The organism is Priestia flexa NBRC 15715, from assembly GCF_001591565.1.
Taxonomy (GTDB): Bacteria; Bacillota; Bacilli; order Bacillales; family Bacillaceae_H; genus Priestia; species Priestia flexa.
Map to the genome: position 1 here is coordinate 19512 of NZ_BCVD01000001.1, position 16976 is coordinate 36487.

The following is a 16976-nucleotide window of genomic DNA, read 5'->3' on the forward strand; positions in this document are numbered from 1 at the left end:
GTCCTCTCTGACCCGACATTTAGCTTAATCTAACAGGAGTTTAAAGACTTCAGCCGAACAACCTTTAATGGTTGAACGCAGATATTCCCCCAAAAGATAGGTAATCCGCAAATGTTCCATCGCAAGCGATAGCCTCAGCTTCTCAACTGAGTTGTCCTTACGAGCCTTTCCATACGAGGATTCGTTGCCTCACCATAGCCACTTTTTGGGACCCCCGCCTTTACTCACGTCTACGTGTCACGCTTTTAAGACGAACCTTAGCGAGCTCTCTTACAGTTCAAGCCAGGAGACCATTCCTGCAAGTCGCGGTGCTCAGGGGGTTTCACCGTATCCTGTTACGGTAGGAGGGGATTTCACGCCTCCGACTCATTTCATGTAGTTCTCATGTAGATTTACTGTCTTTGTATCTACACGGGCTTGTCTTTATCCAACATTTCTGTTGGGGTTAAACGAGCAACGTGTCGCACCTTTCGGGAACATGTACTTAATCTTTTTACACGAATCAATGTACCAATCTGGCACGCCGTTTTTAATCATTTCTTCTTCGAATTCAGGGGTCAACCCTTTCCCTTTACGAACTGACTCCATAATTTTAAACGCTAAGGAAGGCTCTAACCCTTGATAAATTAAATACACCATAATATCATCACGACAGCCAATTACTTCACTTAGGTTACAAATATTATTACGAATTAACTCTTGCGCATTTCCTAGCCATACATCCGTTCCGTGAGATAGCCCAGAAATTTGAACAAGTTCTGAGAACGTAGATGGTTTTGTATCCTCCAACATTTGGCGAACAAATCGAGTACCGAATTCAGGGATACCAAGAGTTCCTGTTTTACACATAATCTGCTCTTCTGTTACACCTAAAGATTCCGTTCCGCTAAAGATCTTCATGACTTCAGGGTCATCTGTCGGAATGGTCTTTGGATCAATTCCACTTAAGTCTTGTAGCATACGAATAACCGTAGGGTCATCGTGCCCTAGAATATCAAGCTTTAAGAGATTGTCATGAATAGAGTGGAAGTCAAAATGAGTTGTACGCCACTCAGAGTTTCGATCATCTGCTGGGAACTGAATTGGTGTAAAGTCATAGATATCCATATAGTCTGGTACAACGATAATTCCTCCAGGGTGCTGACCTGTTGTTCGTTTTACTCCTGTACACCCTGCTACTAATCGATCAACTTCTGCATTTCGCAAATGCAATTCATGATCTCCAGCGTATCCCTTTACATATCCATACGCCGTTTTCTCTGCAACGGTACCGATTGTTCCAGCACGGTATACGTTGTCTTCTCCAAACAGCACTTTTGTATAGTTATGCGCTCTTGGCTGATATTCACCAGAGAAGTATGATGATAGGTAAGCATTTGAAGTTATCTCCAGCTTTTCCCCCATCTCACACCGTACGTGACCCTTTCAGTGTCATACGGCGTTCCATCGTTAACATTGTCGAAGTTACTCAGCTAAGTTTTGGATTTCCTACTTCCGTTCTTAACTGATTTAGGTTTTTAATTGCTTTTAAATCAAAAGTTTCAAGTATTGCTTTGTACTTTGGATTTGTCGTTGGATTGTTATTATGAATTAACATATGGTAGTCTTTTTTGATAATTATTAGATTATCGTAGTCATCAGTTCCGCCTTGGGCAGTTGGTTTCTTGTGGTGACATATTGCATTAAACGGGGTTAATCTTTCACCCGTTATTCCGCAGCAACCTTTCTGGGCAACGTATTTACTTAGACGATTGTCTTCGTATTTTACGCTCTTGGACTTATAAGTACCTTTTCTAAACATTTCAATTTCAGTAACGGATACGTTTTTAATCTCTTTGTGAATGGCTTTTCGGTCTTTAGCATTATAGATTGTAAATTCTGGCTTGCGTTGACCTCGGATATCGTGTTTAACTGCTTCCATCGGATATACTAAAATGCCATTACTTTTAAATCTAGGACATCGGTAACCAGTGTAAAATTTTTCAATCACTTTGTTTTTCTCTTGAGTAAAGTTAAAAATATTTCTGTATAAAAGTGATTTAATATTTTTGTGTACTCTATGCCTTATATCATTAAAGTCTTGGGATACTCTTGTAGCTATTCTGTAATAGTTCTGCATTCCAAGGATATTGGCGTTGTACATCATAATCTTTTCTGGTGTAGGACTTTTTCTTATCTTTACTAACTTATGCCTAATTACTTCTTCTACCTTATTTTTAGATTTAGGACACATTTTTGAGTTTACTATATATCCTGTTTTTCCAGTTCCCTTTTTAACGGCTCTGAACCGTACTCCCAAAAAGTCTGTACCATTTTTTCGGATATTTGTGATTTTGCTTTTCTCTTTGCTTGTCTCTAAGCCAAGTCTTTCTTGTAACCATTTTTCGACGGCTATTTTGATTTTCTTGGCATTATTGTATGAGTTCGTAAAGATTTTAAAGTCATCCGCATATCTTACTAGGTACATCGGTTTGAGTTTCGTCTTTTTAAGAGCATCTGTTTTGTTTCGTTTTAATTTATAAGGTATTTTCGTAGGTTTTGTTTCCCATTGGTTTGATATCCACCAATCTAACTCGTTTAATACAACATTTGCGAGTAGTGGTGATAATATCCCGCCTTGTGGCGTGCCTTTCTCTGGTACTCCAATTCCTTTGACTTCGGCTTTCAGCATTTTCTTAATAATTGATAATACTTTTTTGTCCCGTATCCCGATGGTCCATAGTTGTTTGAGAAGCTTGGTGTGATTAACATTATCGAAAAATCCTTTTATATCTACATCAACCACATAATGATTGAAGCTGTGATTTACTAGATGATAACATCTAGCCAAAGCGTCGTGGGTACTTCTTTTCGGTCTAAACCCAAAACTATTTGAGTTAAACTTTGCTTCCACAATAGGTTCAAGAATTTGCAAAAACATCTGTTGAATTAATCTGTCCTCTATTGTGGGAATTCCAAGTGGTCTCTTATCGCCATTAGGTTTAGGTATCAATACCCTTTTAACAGAATGTGGTTCGTAGTATTTAAGTCTTTTTCTTGTTATTGCAACAAGCTTGTTAATATCCATTCTTTGTAAATATTTAATGGTATGTCCATTTGTGCCTTTTGTTTTGCTTCCAGTATTACTTTTGATATTTCGATACGCTAATCTAATGTTCTCTTCCGATACAATAAAATCATAAAGGTTTTTAAAGTATCTACCATTTGCGCTTTCTTCATAAAGATTATCCAACTGGCCTTGCATACCAAAGTATTCGTTATTTCTCAACTTTTGTATCATTAAGTCAGTCAACTAATCACTTCCTCTCGAAAGTTTTCGTTTCTTTAAGTCTTACTAGAACCTGACTTTTGTAGGTTTGTTTCGACGTTAACGACTAATGCCCTTCCCTCAAGAGTGTTTTATCCTCCGACTTATTGGTTATTCAGTCATCATAGGCAATCTTGTAAGCGGTACTACGGCATCACTGCCACTTCCATAAATCTATGTTATAGCTGTTACTTTTCCATAGAAACACTTTTAACGAAGTGCAACCTTCTGATGTGTTGGAAGCTTCTCACGTTCCACTATTTCTATCTTTACATAATCTACTTAGGTTCCCCCTAAATCCCGTTGAGCTTGACTGTGCCTGTAACACAGTATGGACTTTCATAACCAAACGTTTACTCATCCACACTCAAAATTCCTATTAGGAACCCATATCATTTCTGATATGTGACATTCACGAGAAGTCAATCGAGGGTTCGTCCCAGTTATTCTACTGATTCTAACCATATAGATTTTATAGACACCAGACCTATCGTTCACAGAAGCTTTATAGCTCCCTTTCCTCAGCCGTACTGTTAGGGTGACCTTCAGCCTACTTTAGCGGGCTTCAGACAAAAGTTGTTTTTGCATTACTTCTTATGCCTGCCGCAGCTTCAGTGAGTGTGTTTCAGGGCGTTACCCCATCATTCCACACTTCGAAATAGTAGTTCTCCTAGCATTATAGCTAGTGGCTAATCTTTTCAATTAGCAACGTGACGCACTCAAATCGATATCCGGTACTTTATCTCCTTTGAAACCAAGGAACGTTTCAAACGGAATGTCATGTCCGTCTTTTTTATACGGAGTGCCACATTCGACGCAACTTTTATCAGGGAGGTCAAATCCAGAACCTACCGAACCGTCATCAAAAAACTCCGAATGCTTACATGAAGGGCAAACATAGTGCGGCGGCAGTGGATTTACTTCGGTAATTTCCGTCATCGTCGCTACAAATGAAGATCCGACAGAACCACGCGACCCAACGAGATAGCCGTCATCTAGCGATTTCTTTACAAGCTTATGAGAAATTAGATAAATAACCGCGAAGCCGTGACCAATGATACTTTTTAACTCTTTTTCCAACCTTGCTTCAACAACTTCAGGCAAATCGTCTCCATAGATGCTTCTAGCCATCGCATAGCTCATCGCCCTCATTTCTTCATCGGCACCTTCAATTTTCGGCGTATATAAGTCGTCTTTAATCGGCTTAACTTCTTCAATCATATCAGCAACTTTTTGCGTATTGGCTACGACAATTTCCTTGGCTTTATCAGCACCTAAAAATGAGAAGCACTTCAACATTTCATCTGTTGTGCGGAAATGAACGTCCGGTAGCTGATGACGATTAAGCGGATTAGCGCCACCCTGTGAACTAATTAATATTTTTCGATATATTTTATCTTCTGGATTCAGATAATGAACGTTTCCAGTAGCAACTACAGGCTTCTCTAACTTTTCACCGAGCTTCACAATATTGTTAATAATGTCTTTTAACGCTCGCTCATCTCGCACCAGCTCTAGTTCGATGAGGTGCTTGTAGTTTTCAGGCGGCTGTACTTCAATGTAATCATAGAATTCTGCCGCTTCTTGCACTTCATCGATACCTTTTTGCATCATTCCTTCGAATACTTCACCGCGGTCGCAAGCAGTCCCGATTAAAATCCCTTCTCGAAACTTTTGAAGTTTGGAACGCGGGATACGCGGTACACGATAGAAATAGTTTAAATGAGACATTGAAATGAGCTTAAACAAGTTTTTTAAGCCTGTTTCATTTTGAGCCAACATCGTTACATGATACGGGCGTGCGCGCTGGTAAGCATTCCCTTCTCCCATATAATCGTTAAGCTGATTATGATTTAAGATATCACGTTCAAACGCATCTTTTAACATTTTGACTAGTAAATAACCAGTTGTTTCAGCATCATAAATCGCACGGTGATGCTGGACTAGCTCTACATCAAACTTTTTCGCTAACGTGTTCAAACGATGATTTTTCATATGTGGATATAAAAACCTTGCTAGCTCTAAGGTATCAATCACACCATTTTGCACTTTTTCAAATCCAGCTCGCTGTAATCCTGCATTTAAAAAGCCCATGTCAAAGCTCGCGTTATGTGCAACTAAAATGTCATTTCCAATCCAATCGCTGAACTTCTTTAATACCTCTGAAGCATCAGGCGCATCTTGGACCATATCGTCTGTAATGCCCGTTAATTCAATTGTTGTAGCTGAAAGAGGGTGATGCGGGTTAGCAAAGCTTTCAAACTTATCAATGATTTCTCCCTCTTTCATTTTAACAGCAGCCAGCTCAATGACCGTGTCATACACGGCTGATAAACCAGTTGTTTCTACGTCAAATACGATATACGTGGCATCTGGAAGCGAAACATCTTGAGGATTATATGCAATCGGCACACCGTCATCCACGAGATTTGCTTCGACACCATATAAAATTTTAATCCCGTTTTTCTTTCCCGCACCGTATGCTTCAGGGAAAGATTGTGCTACAGCATGGTCCGTTACGGCAATGGCTTTATGTCCCCACTTTTTAGCTTGACCAACCAATGTGCTCACCGATGTTACAGCGTCCATTTGACTCATCGGTGTATGGAGATGAAGCTCAACACGCTTTTCGTCATCAGAAGCTTTATCCTGTCTTGTAATTGGTGAAATTTCATTCACATCGTTTCCAATCATAACAAGATCGCGTACAAACGTATCATTTTGTACACTGCCTCGTACTTTCACCCACATGCCTTTTTTAATTGCTTGAAGCAGTGGAATATCTTCTTTATCGCGTGAGAACATCTTAATCATAATGGAATTTGTATAGTCTGTAATTTTAAAGATTAATAGCGTACGGCCGCTTCGAAGCTCTCTTGTTTCAGCATCAAATACATAGCCTTGTACAGCAATTCTCTTCTCTTCATCAACAATGGTATCAAGTGAGACCACTTCATCTTTAATTGTATAACCGATTGTAAGCGGACCTTTTGGTAAATCTGGCCCATCACTTTTATCGTTTTCTTTATTCTGCATTTCAGTAATGGCCTGAAGCACTTTTTCTGTATCTTCCTGCTTGCGCTGCTCAACAAACTGTTGAAAAGCTTCCTCAGAATGCACAACCTCTGTTACCAGCTGCATCTGTGGAAAACCATAGGACGAATACTGGTCGGCAATTAGCTGACCATATTTTTTTCGCAGAGCCGTTCCTTCCGCCTCATGTCTTGCATTTAATACTAGCTTTACACCATTTAGCGTTGGCCTTTGTCCTTGTAAAAGCGACATAAGTAAAGGCGAAATACCTTGAAGTTCACTGATACAATGTTGCCAGTAGCTTTGAATGTCGTCCTGTGTACATTCTTTCGTCTCTGCCGTAATAGAAAAAGAGACGTTTGCTATATGTGAGAAAGCTGACCGAATACGTGTTTGAAAAAGCTCATACACATTAAACGGAAGCACTCGTTGAAATTGAAAGTAAAAGTGCCATTTTTTTTGTTCTTTATTAATGACTACCTTCTCAATTGAGGCTTGGTCAAAATAAGGAACAACTTGGTCACTCGTTAACTCTAACTGCTGCAGCAGTAGCTTAAAACGCTCTTTTTTTCCTAGCGTTTGTTCTCCCAAAACTTCTGCCTCCTTTAAAAAATAATGCACTTCATTTTAACATAAACCTAGCATCGGCTGTTGACGCAATGCTTATAAAATCAAACGAAAATCGCTCAACTGCAAATACGAAACTTGTCATATTTGCATTGAGCGATTTTAAAATTAGCGTAAATTACTTAGCTAACATTTCCATAATTTTCGATTCTACTTCATCAACATGGACTTCAAATGATTCCCCTGTTTGACGCATTTTCACTTCTACAATTCCTTCTGAGGCACGTTTACCAACCGTAACGCGCACTGGAATTCCAATTAGATCTGAATCTGCGAATTTAACTCCTACACGTTCTTGTCGATCATCAAGCAGCACTTCTACACGACGATCTAATAGCTGGTTATATAACGTTTCACCAAGCTCGCGCTGCTCATCATTTTTCACATTTACCGTGATAACATGGACATGATAAGGCGCAACAGCTTGAGGCCACACAAAACCTTTCTCGTCATTAAACTGCTCAGCAATCGCTGCTAATGTACGCGATACACCAATTCCGTAACAGCCCATAATCATTGGCTGAGAACGGCCATTTTCATCTAGGTATGTTGCGCCCATTGCTTCGCTATAGCGCGTACCTAATTTAAATACGTGACCCACTTCGATTCCTTTAGCAAACTTAATAATACCTTGTCCATCTGGAGAAGCGTCTCCCTCTTGAATAAAGCGGAAGTCTTCATATGTTGCTGTAAAATCTCTCTCTGGATTCACGCCTTGGTAGTGAACACCATCTTCGTTTGCTCCGCATACGCCATTTACAACAGCTTTTACTGCATGATCTGCGACTACTTCAATCTTCTCGCTTACTTGAATAGGACCAAGTGAACCAATTTGAGCTGCCATCACTTCTTTTGCTTCCTCTGGCGTTGCAAGCTCAACAACTGTTGCTTCAAAATAATTTTTTACTTTGATATCATTAATCTCATGATCTCCACGAGCTAAGACCAACACAAAGCGATCATCTACCTTAAATAGCAGCGACTTAATGCATGATGATGCTTCGACATTTAAAAACGACGCAACTTCTTCAATTGTGCGCGCATCAGGCGTATTTACTTTTTCAAGTTCAACAGGTGCTTCGTTTGATTTCTTATACTGCGTTACGACTGGAGCCATTTCAATATTTGCAGCATAAGAAGATGTATCTGAATAAGCAATTGTATCTTCACCGATTTCAGATAGCACCATAAACTCATGCGTATCTTTTCCACCCATTGCCCCTGAATCTGCAATAACTGCGCGGAAGTTTAATCCGCAACGCTCAAAAATGCGGCTGTATGCTTCGTACATCTTATCATACACTTCATCTAAGCTTTCTTGTGAAGCATGGAAAGAATAAGCATCTTTCATCACAAACTCACGACCACGTAATAGTCCAAAACGCGGACGTTTTTCATCACGAAACTTTGTTTGGATTTGATATAGGTTTAAAGGTAATCTTTTGTATGATTTTACTTCATCACGAAGCAAGCTTGTAATAACTTCTTCATGCGTTGCGCCTAAAGCGAATTCACGGCTATGGCGATCGTTCATACGCATTAATTCTGGTCCATATGAATACCAACGGCCAGACTCTTTCCACAACTCTGCTTGTTGAAGTGCAGGCATTAGCAATTCAACTGAGCCAGCACGCTCCATTTCTTGTCTTACAATTTCTTCAACCTTTTGAAGCACTTTTTTACCTAAAGGTAAGAAGCTGTATACACCACTAGCATTTTGGCGAATAAAGCCTGATCTCACTAAAAGCTGATGACTTTTTACTTCTGCATCAGCAGGTACTTCTCTTAATGTAGGAATTAATGTTGCACTTTGTCTCATAACCTTGCACCTCTTTACTCACTTCTCTATTTTCATAGTTTATCACGCTTTTACAACCACAGTAAGCCCCTATTTACAGGGGCTTACCTTTGTTCATCACGTATTCCCTATTTGTTTTTATAAAAAGAAACTTTGAATGTCATTCCACGTTACTACAAGCATTAATAGCATAAGTAACGCAAATCCAATAAAGTGAACTACACCTTCTTTTTGACGATCAATCGGCTTACCCCGTACTGCTTCAACTGCAAAGAACACGAGACGTCCACCATCTAAAGCCGGAATAGGTAATAGATTCACGATTCCTAAGTTGATGCTTAAAACAGCCGCCCACTTCATTAGGTAGTAAATACCTGACTGTGCCACTTGGTCAGTAGCTGCATAAATACCAACAGGACCTGAAAGCATATCAAGTGAAAACTGTCCTGTCACTAGCTTTCCTAACCCAGTCACAATTTCTTTCATCCACGTTGCTGTTTCAGTTGCGCCGTTTGTGATAGAGCCAATTACCGACTTTTCAACAGGTGCATACACACCTATTAAACCGATTTTTTCTTCTCCCATTTCACGACTATCCGGTGTTACCTCTATTTCACGCGTTTCATCACCGCGATTAACAGTGAACGTAATCTCTTGCTCTGGATGCTTACGGATGACTTCAACAACATCTTGCCATGTCGAAACAGCTGCACCATCAATTGCTTGTACTTCATCACCTTGTTTCAAGCCCGCTTCAATAGCAGCGCCGTCCTTTGTTAATTCACCAAGTACCGGCTTATCAACTGCATAGCCTTGTGAAATCCCTAGTACCACAAAAATAACGAAAGCTAGCACAAAGTTCATTAAAGGACCTGCAAAGATAGCCATAGCACGTTGTCCCAATGTTTTGGAAGCAAATTGACGACTGTACGGTGCGATTTGAACCTCATCACCATCAACAATAAAGTACGACTCTTCAGCTACTCTAAAGGTGTGTAATCGTTCTTCATCTTCTGATTCATATCCTTTAATAACCATTTCATGCTCTAAGTCTGCATGCTCTACTTCAATCACTCTAGCATCTGGATATTGCTCTTTATTATTAATAATGACTTTTTCTACCTTTTCATCATTATTAAACAGTAAGCCAATAACCTGACCCGGTTTCACATCAATCATTTCCGGATCTTCCCCGGCCATACGTACGAATCCACCTAATGGCAATAAGCGAATTGTATAGACTGTTTCATCTCGTTTGAACGAAAGAATTTTCGGCCCAAAGCCGATAGCAAATTCACGGCATAGAATTCCAGCTCGTTTCGCAAAAATTAAATGCCCTAACTCATGGAAAAAGACAAGAGCACCAAAGATAATAATAAACGCAATGACCGTATTCAATGAGTATGCCCCCCTTCTTATGATAAGGTGAAACGTTAATCAGAAATGTACGCCTTCTTAAGTTATCATACTAACTTTAATTAGTACGAGCTAAAAGGTTTACAAGTTTTCTTGTTTCTAAATCTACTTCTTTTATTGTAGACAAGCAAGGATTTTTTATAACCTGATGCTCATTCATTGCTCGTTCAATCACATCTTCAATCTCTAAAAACGTAATAGCCCCATCTAAAAAGGCCTGAACAGCGGATTCATTTGCTGCGTTTAAAACCGTTGGCATCGTACCGCCTACTTTACCTGCTTCAAAAGCAAAACGCAAACATCTAAAGCGGTCTTGATCCATTTTCGAAAAGTGTAGCTGTCCAATATCAGCCAAGCTTAAACGATCTGTGCCCTGCAGCGGTAAGCGTTTTGGATAGGTTAACGCATATTGAATTGGCACGCGCATATCTGGTGTTCCAAGCTGTGCAATTACACTAGTATCAGCAAACTCCACCATTGAATGAATAATACTTTCTTTATGTAATAATACATCAATTTGTTCATACGGAATATCAAAAAGCCAGCGTGCCTCAATGACTTCTAGTCCTTTATTCATCATAGTAGCTGAGTCAATTGTAATTTTTGCGCCCATCGACCAATTTGGATGATTTAACGCTTCTTGAACGGTTACACCTTTTAACTCTTCTCTTGTTTTATCTCGGAAGCTACCGCCAGAAGCTGTTAAGATTAAACGATCGATTGCTTTATCATCTTGCCCTTGAAGGCTTTGAAAAATAGCTGAATGCTCGCTATCTACTGGTAAAATGTCCACTCCATACTCCTTAGCCGCACTCATAACAATATGGCCTGCTGTAACTAACGTTTCCTTATTGGCTAACGCAATTGTTTTTCTCATTTTAATCGCTTCAAGCGTTGGTACTAATCCAACACTTCCCACAACGGCATTCACTACTACTTCCGTTTCCGGGTGTGTCGCTACCGCCACCAAACCTTCTTCACCATACATGAACGTTACGTTTGGAAACTCCGCCTGCAGTGTTTCACTGTCTTCTTTGTTCATAAGTGAGACAAGAGATGGCTTACATACTTGAATAATCTTGCGTGCTTCTTGTACATTTCGACCAAATGACATAGCTACAAGTTCAAAAGAATCACAGTGAGCTTGAACAACGTCAACTGTTTGAAGTCCAATCGAACCTGTAGCACCTAATAAAGAAAGTTTCTTCAAATATATTCACTCCCATTACTTCAAAGACATGTTTTTACTGAGTAGACAAGCCTTAGCTATTTTTAATTATGGTTCTACTAGAGAGATAAAAGAAACGCCAGAATTGGCATAATAAATAGCAGACTGTCAAATCGGTCTAGTATTCCTCCATGCCCCGGTAAGAGTTTACCTGAATCTTTTACTCCATAATATCGTTTAAATGCCGACTGTACTAAATCTCCCATTTGTCCAAACAAAGAGATGATGATTCCAATTAAAAGTACTGCGCCCATGGACTGCTCAATGCCCGACGTGACTTTAAAAATAACCGCAACTACTAATGCACATACTACTCCACCAACAAAACCTTCAATTGTTTTATTAGGACTAATCTCAGGCCACAGCTTTCTCTTCCCCATTGCTCGTCCGATAAAGTAAGCGCCAGAATCAGTTGCCCAAATTAAAAGAAATGCGAAAAATAAATATGTTAACCCATGCTCTGCACGAACTTCAATAAAGTAGTGAAAGCCTAGCCCTACGTAAATGGTCGTTAATAAAAGAAAACCTACGCCATCAAATGTAAATACATTTTTTACAACTACTGTATACATTAATAATAACAGCGTAGCAAATAGAGCTACTTCTACTTTATGTTCACTTACCATTTGAAATGCAACATCTGAGCTATTTGGTAGTAAAAACACCCACGTTAGTAGGAAACTGATAATGCTGGGAAAAGACAATGGTTTGATTTTTTTCATATTTAACAGTTCAACAACACCAATTGTTGCTAACAAATACATTAAAGCAGTAAATGGCATGCCACCAATCATGACAATAGGAACAAACACCGCTAGTGCAACAATGGCTGTAATGATTCTTTGTTTCATGTTAGTTCAACACCCTCTTAGACTCCACCAAAGCGACGCCCACGATTTTGGAACGCCTCAATTGCTTCAATTAAATGATTTTCTTTAAAATCTGGCCATAATACATCTGTAAACCAAAATTCAGTATAAGCTAACTGCCAAAGCATAAAGTTACTTAAGCGCAGTTCACCACTTGTTCGAATTAACAAATCTGGATCTTGTAAGCTCTTACTCATTAAATACGAAGAAAACAATTCGTCATTAATTTCAGAAGGATTTAAATTGTTAGATTCAACATCCTTCGCAATAGCCTGGACAGCCTTAACGATTTCATGTCGACTTCCATAATTAAGTGCAAAGTTCAAAATAAGGCCTGTATTATCTTTTGTTTCATCAATTGCCTTATCAACTGCACGTAATGTATGAGAAGGTAGTTCACTCTTATCTCCCATAATGCGCACCTGAACATTTTCTTCAATCAGCTCCGGTAAAAAAGTCGTTAAAAATTCCTCAGGTAACTTCATAAGGAATTCTACTTCCACCTTTGGTCGTTTCCAGTTCTCTGTTGAAAAAGCATATAAAGTTAGCGCTTTAACGCCCAATTGACTTGCTGCTTTTGTAATTTGTCGAACGACTTTCATTCCCTCATGATGTCCCATCATTCTAGGAAGTGCTCTTTTTTGTGCCCAGCGCCCATTACCATCCATAATAATTGCAATATGTTCTGGTACAGCCTGCTTCTTCACTCGCTCTTTTCGTTCCTCAAAAGACTGTGTGCCTGGATCTTGACTTTTTTTCCATGCTTGAATTTTTTTTAACATGCAAAGGTCCCCCGTTGTATGTTCTCATTGACATTTTGTTCTTTGTCATTCGATATTTTGTCTTACTACACATTATTAACAAAAAAACCCCCTGTAAACAATAGAGGGTCTTTTACAATATATTTTACATTGAAATGACTTATACCGCCATAATTTCCTGCTCTTTATCTTTTGTCACGCTATCAACTTTAGCAATGTGGTCATCCGTTAACTTTTGAATATCATCACTATATCCGCGAAGATCATCTTCTGTAATTTCACCGTTTTTCTCTAACTTTTTAAGGTCATCGTTTGCATCACGACGAATATTACGAACTGCTACTTTCGCATCTTCAGACGCTTTCTTCACTGTTTTAACAAGCTCTTTACGACGCTCTTCTGTTAAAGCAGGAATTGATAAACGGATGATTGAACCATCGCTTGTTGGCGTTAGGCCTAGGTCAGATTTCATAATTGCTTTTTCCACTTCACCAAGCTGTGATTTATCATAAGGTTGGATTACCAACATACGAGCTTCCGGTACGCTAACTTGTGCAAGTTGATTAATTGGTGTTGGAACACCATAATATTCAACCGTCACGCGGTCTAATAATGAAGCACTCGCACGTCCAGCACGAATTGAAGCTAATTCACGACTATATGACTGAAGTGCTTTTTCCATTCTTTCCTTTGCATCTTGCAACACTTGTTTTGCCATCATTATTTCCCCCTTACAATTGTTCCAATATTTTCGCCTGTTACGGCACGTTTGATGTTTCCTTCTTCCGTAATCGAGAAGACGATTAGCGGAATATCATTATCCATGCATAGAGAAGAAGCAGTCGAATCCATTACAGCTAGTCCATCCTTTAAGACATCAATGTATGTTAATGTTTCATACTTTACTGCGTCTGGAACTAGTTTCGGATCAGCATTGTATACGCCATCAACATTATTTTTCGCCATTAGAATTACATCTGCTTCAATTTCAGCCGCACGCAACGCAGCTGTCGTATCAGTAGAGAAGTAAGGATTTCCTGTACCTGCTGCAAAGATTACAACGCGTTTCTTCTCAAGGTGACGAACCGCTTTTCTTCTTATGTATGGTTCAGCAACTTGTCTCATTTCGATAGATGTTTGAACGCGAGTTTGTACTCCAATGTTCTCTAAGCTATCTTGAAGTGCTAGTGAATTCATAACAGTTGCAAGCATGCCCATGTAATCTGCAGCTGCACGGTCCATTCCCATTTCGCTACCAATTTTACCACGCCAAATGTTTCCACCACCAACGACTACTGCTACTTCAACGCCTAAGTCATAAACGTCTTTCACTTGCTCTGCAACCGACTTAATGATAGAAGGATTAATACCAAATCCGTCTTCTCCTGCTAATGCTTCGCCACTTAATTTTAATACAATACGATTATATTTTGCTTGACTCATGCCTAACCTCCATCGTCAACGGTGAGATCCATTTTTTTGAAAAAGGGAACACAGAGTGTTCCCCATTTAATCACATTCTTACTTTTTAACTTGGCTCATTACTTCTTCAGCAAAGTTGTCTTGACGCTTCTCAATACCTTCTCCTACTTCAAAGCGTACAAAGCTCTCTACTGTTGCACCTTTGCTCTCAACGAATTGACGAACTTTTTGATCAGGATTTTTAACAAATGTTTGATCTAATAAGCAGATATCTTCGAAGAATTTGCTTAAGCGACCTTCAACCATTTTTGCAACGATTTTTTCTGGCTTACCTTCGTTTAATGCTTGCTGTGTTAATACTTCACGCTCACGCTCAGTCTCCTCAGCAGAAACTTCGTCACGAGATACATATTTAGGGTTGATAGCAGCGATGTGCATTGCAACATCTTTTGCAGCTTGCTCATCAGTTGTACCAGATAATACTGTTAATACACCAATGCGTCCACCCATGTGTAAGTAAGCACCAAATGCGTCAGCATCTGTTTTGCTTACTACAGCGAAACGACGTAGAGAAAGTTTTTCACCAATTGTAGCGATTGCTGAGTTAATGTGCTCTTCTACAGTAGCTCCATTTTCCATTTTTTGAGCAACAGCTTCTTCAACGTTAGCTGGTTTGTTAGCTAAGATATGTGCAGCAAGTTCTTTTGTTAACTTCTGGAAACCTTCGTTTTTCGCAACGAAATCTGTTTCAGAGTTTACTTCAAGGATAACTGCTTCGTTACCTTGTGTTTCGATGTAAGTTAAACCTTCAGCAGCGATACGATCAGATTTCTTAGCCGCTTTAGCAATACCTTTTTCACGTAAGAAATCGATTGCTTTTTCCATGTCACCGCCAGTTTCAGTTAATGCTTTTTTACAATCCATCATACCAGCGCCAGTTTTTTCACGTAATTCTTTTACCATTTGAGCTGTAATTGCCATAATAAATAGCCTCCTTATTTGGGTATGTACTCTATATCAATTAATTAAATCTTTTCAAAAAAAGGTGATAAAAGGCTATTCCCTCTTATCACCTTTCGTGGAATTAAGCAGTAGTTGTTTCAGTTTCAACTGCTGTTTCTTCACCTTGTTTTGCTTCTAAGATTGCATCAGCGATTTTAGAAGTTAAAAGTTTCACAGCACGAATTGCATCATCGTTTGCAGGGATTACATAATCAATTTCGTCTGGATCACAGTTTGTATCTACGATACCAACGATTGGGATGTGTAATTTTTTAGCTTCTGCTACTGCGATACGCTCTTTACGAGGATCGATGATGAATAATGCATCAGGAAGTTGTTTCATATCTTTAATACCGCCTAAGAATTTCTCAAGACGCTCTAACTCTTTTTTAAGTTGAACTACTTCTTTCTTAGGTAGTACTTCAAAAGTACCGTCTTCTTGCATTCTTTCGATGTCTTTTAAACGCTTAATACGTTTTTGGATTGTAGAGAAGTTTGTTAATGTACCACCTAACCAACGTTGGTTAACGAAGTACATACCAGCGCGAGCTGCTTCTTCTTTAACAGAATCTTGAGCTTGCTTTTTAGTACCTACGAATAACATAGTACCGCCATCAGCAGCTAATTCTTTAACGAAGCGGTAAGCTTCTTCTACTTTCTTAACTGTTTTTTGAAGATCGATAATGTAGATACCGTTACGCTCAGTGAAGATATATTTCTTCATTTTTGGGTTCCAACGGCGAGTTTGGTGACCGAAATGTACACCAGCTTCTAGTAATTGTTTCATTGAAATTACTGACATGTGTTTTTCCTCCTAATGGTTTTGATTATCCTCCGCTCATTTCATCTTTAGCCAAAACTACAAAGCGTAGCACCAATGACTAAATCAATGAGCGTGTGTATTAACACCAAAAACAAATATAGCACACTCACTTTTCACAAGCAAGCCTAAAATGCAGTTTATTGTTGAAATTTCAACAATAACTCAATTTCAGTTTTTCCTCTATATAGATTTTTCGCAATTTCTTCGATTGTTAAACCTTTTTTTTGCAGAGAAAGCGCAATTTCTTGTACTTCATTTCTAGATAATTTACTAGCTTCTTCCTTTGTCAGTTCGTTTTCACTTCTTTCAACTTCTTCGGTCATCTCTTGTTGAAGAAGTTCTGCAAAAGACTCTTGTGGTTCGCTTTTTAAATCTATTTTTTGATAAGCAATATCTAACTTTTCTTTCCCTTCCTCATCAGAAGGTGGTTTTGTTATAGACACACCTGGCTGTTCAGCTTCTATTCGCTTCATTCTTTGCTGCACCTTTAGTAGAAAAGCATCGTTTTGAGCATCCACTTCCGCTAAATAAGTCGCCATTGTGCTATCCATTTCCTCTATTATTTCACGCTGTTTTTTTTCTAAAGCATTTACCGAATACAGTTGCTGACGCAACCGCCAAATAACTAGAAGCGTCACACTGTGTAAAACAAAGCTAATCATTAATAAGATATACATTGTAAAATCCCTC

11 protein-coding genes and 2 pseudogenes are annotated in these 16976 nt (G+C 39.0%); all 13 read right to left on the minus strand.

What is annotated here, in order from left to right; all coding sequences use genetic code 11:
• Nucleotides 1-468: 468 nt before the first annotated feature.
• Nucleotides 469-1356: pseudogene (polC, locus tag BFL01S_RS00105) on the minus strand (PolC-type DNA polymerase III); the annotation flags it as partial.
• Nucleotides 1357-1468: 112 nt separating this feature from the next.
• Nucleotides 1469-3292 (minus strand): group II intron reverse transcriptase/maturase, encoded by a 1824-nt coding sequence (gene ltrA, locus BFL01S_RS00110; protein WP_061784568.1) that lies wholly within the window; start codon nt 3290-3292, stop codon nt 1469-1471.
• 726 nt (nt 3293-4018) lie between these two features.
• Nucleotides 4019-6931: pseudogene (locus tag BFL01S_RS00115) on the minus strand (PolC-type DNA polymerase III); the annotation flags it as partial.
• A 154-nt stretch (nt 6932-7085) separates the two neighbouring features.
• Entirely contained in the window at nt 7086-8786 is a 1701-nt protein-coding gene (locus tag BFL01S_RS00120; RefSeq protein WP_025908952.1) for a proline--tRNA ligase, read from the minus strand.
• 117 nt (nt 8787-8903) lie between these two features.
• Complete coding sequence (rseP, locus tag BFL01S_RS00125) at nt 8904-10163, minus strand: RIP metalloprotease RseP (protein ID WP_025908953.1); 1260 nt, start codon at nt 10161-10163, stop codon at nt 8904-8906.
• 76 nt (nt 10164-10239) lie between these two features.
• Nucleotides 10240-11391 (minus strand): 1-deoxy-D-xylulose-5-phosphate reductoisomerase, encoded by a 1152-nt coding sequence (dxr, locus tag BFL01S_RS00130; protein ID WP_025908954.1) that lies wholly within the window; start codon nt 11389-11391, stop codon nt 10240-10242.
• 77 nt (nt 11392-11468) lie between these two features.
• Nucleotides 11469-12260 carry a phosphatidate cytidylyltransferase gene (locus tag BFL01S_RS00135; protein WP_061784569.1) on the minus strand — a complete coding sequence of 264 codons (792 nt, stop codon included), beginning with the start codon at nt 12258-12260 and terminating at the stop codon, nt 11469-11471.
• Nucleotides 12261-12277: 17 nt separating this feature from the next.
• The gene (uppS, locus tag BFL01S_RS00140; RefSeq protein WP_025908956.1) at nt 12278-13060 is read right to left on the minus strand and encodes an undecaprenyl pyrophosphate synthase; all 783 of its coding nucleotides are present in this window, start codon (nt 13058-13060) and stop codon (nt 12278-12280) included.
• Between the two features lie 139 nt (nt 13061-13199).
• The gene (frr, locus tag BFL01S_RS00145) at nt 13200-13757 is read right to left on the minus strand and encodes a ribosome recycling factor (RefSeq protein WP_025908957.1); all 558 of its coding nucleotides are present in this window, start codon (nt 13755-13757) and stop codon (nt 13200-13202) included.
• A 2-nt stretch (nt 13758-13759) separates the two neighbouring features.
• On the minus strand, nt 13760-14482 hold the full coding sequence (gene pyrH / locus BFL01S_RS00150) for a UMP kinase (RefSeq protein WP_025908958.1): 723 nt from the start codon (nt 14480-14482) through the stop codon (nt 13760-13762).
• A gap of 78 nt (nt 14483-14560) precedes the next feature.
• Entirely contained in the window at nt 14561-15442 is an 882-nt protein-coding gene (tsf, locus tag BFL01S_RS00155) for a translation elongation factor Ts (RefSeq protein WP_025908959.1), read from the minus strand.
• Nucleotides 15443-15545: 103 nt separating this feature from the next.
• Nucleotides 15546-16265 (minus strand): 30S ribosomal protein S2, encoded by a 720-nt coding sequence (gene rpsB / locus BFL01S_RS00160; protein ID WP_025908960.1) that lies wholly within the window; start codon nt 16263-16265, stop codon nt 15546-15548.
• Nucleotides 16266-16423: 158 nt separating this feature from the next.
• Nucleotides 16424-16963 carry a hypothetical protein gene (locus BFL01S_RS00165; protein WP_025908961.1) on the minus strand — a complete coding sequence of 180 codons (540 nt, stop codon included), beginning with the start codon at nt 16961-16963 and terminating at the stop codon, nt 16424-16426.
• Nucleotides 16964-16976 lie beyond the last annotated feature (13 nt).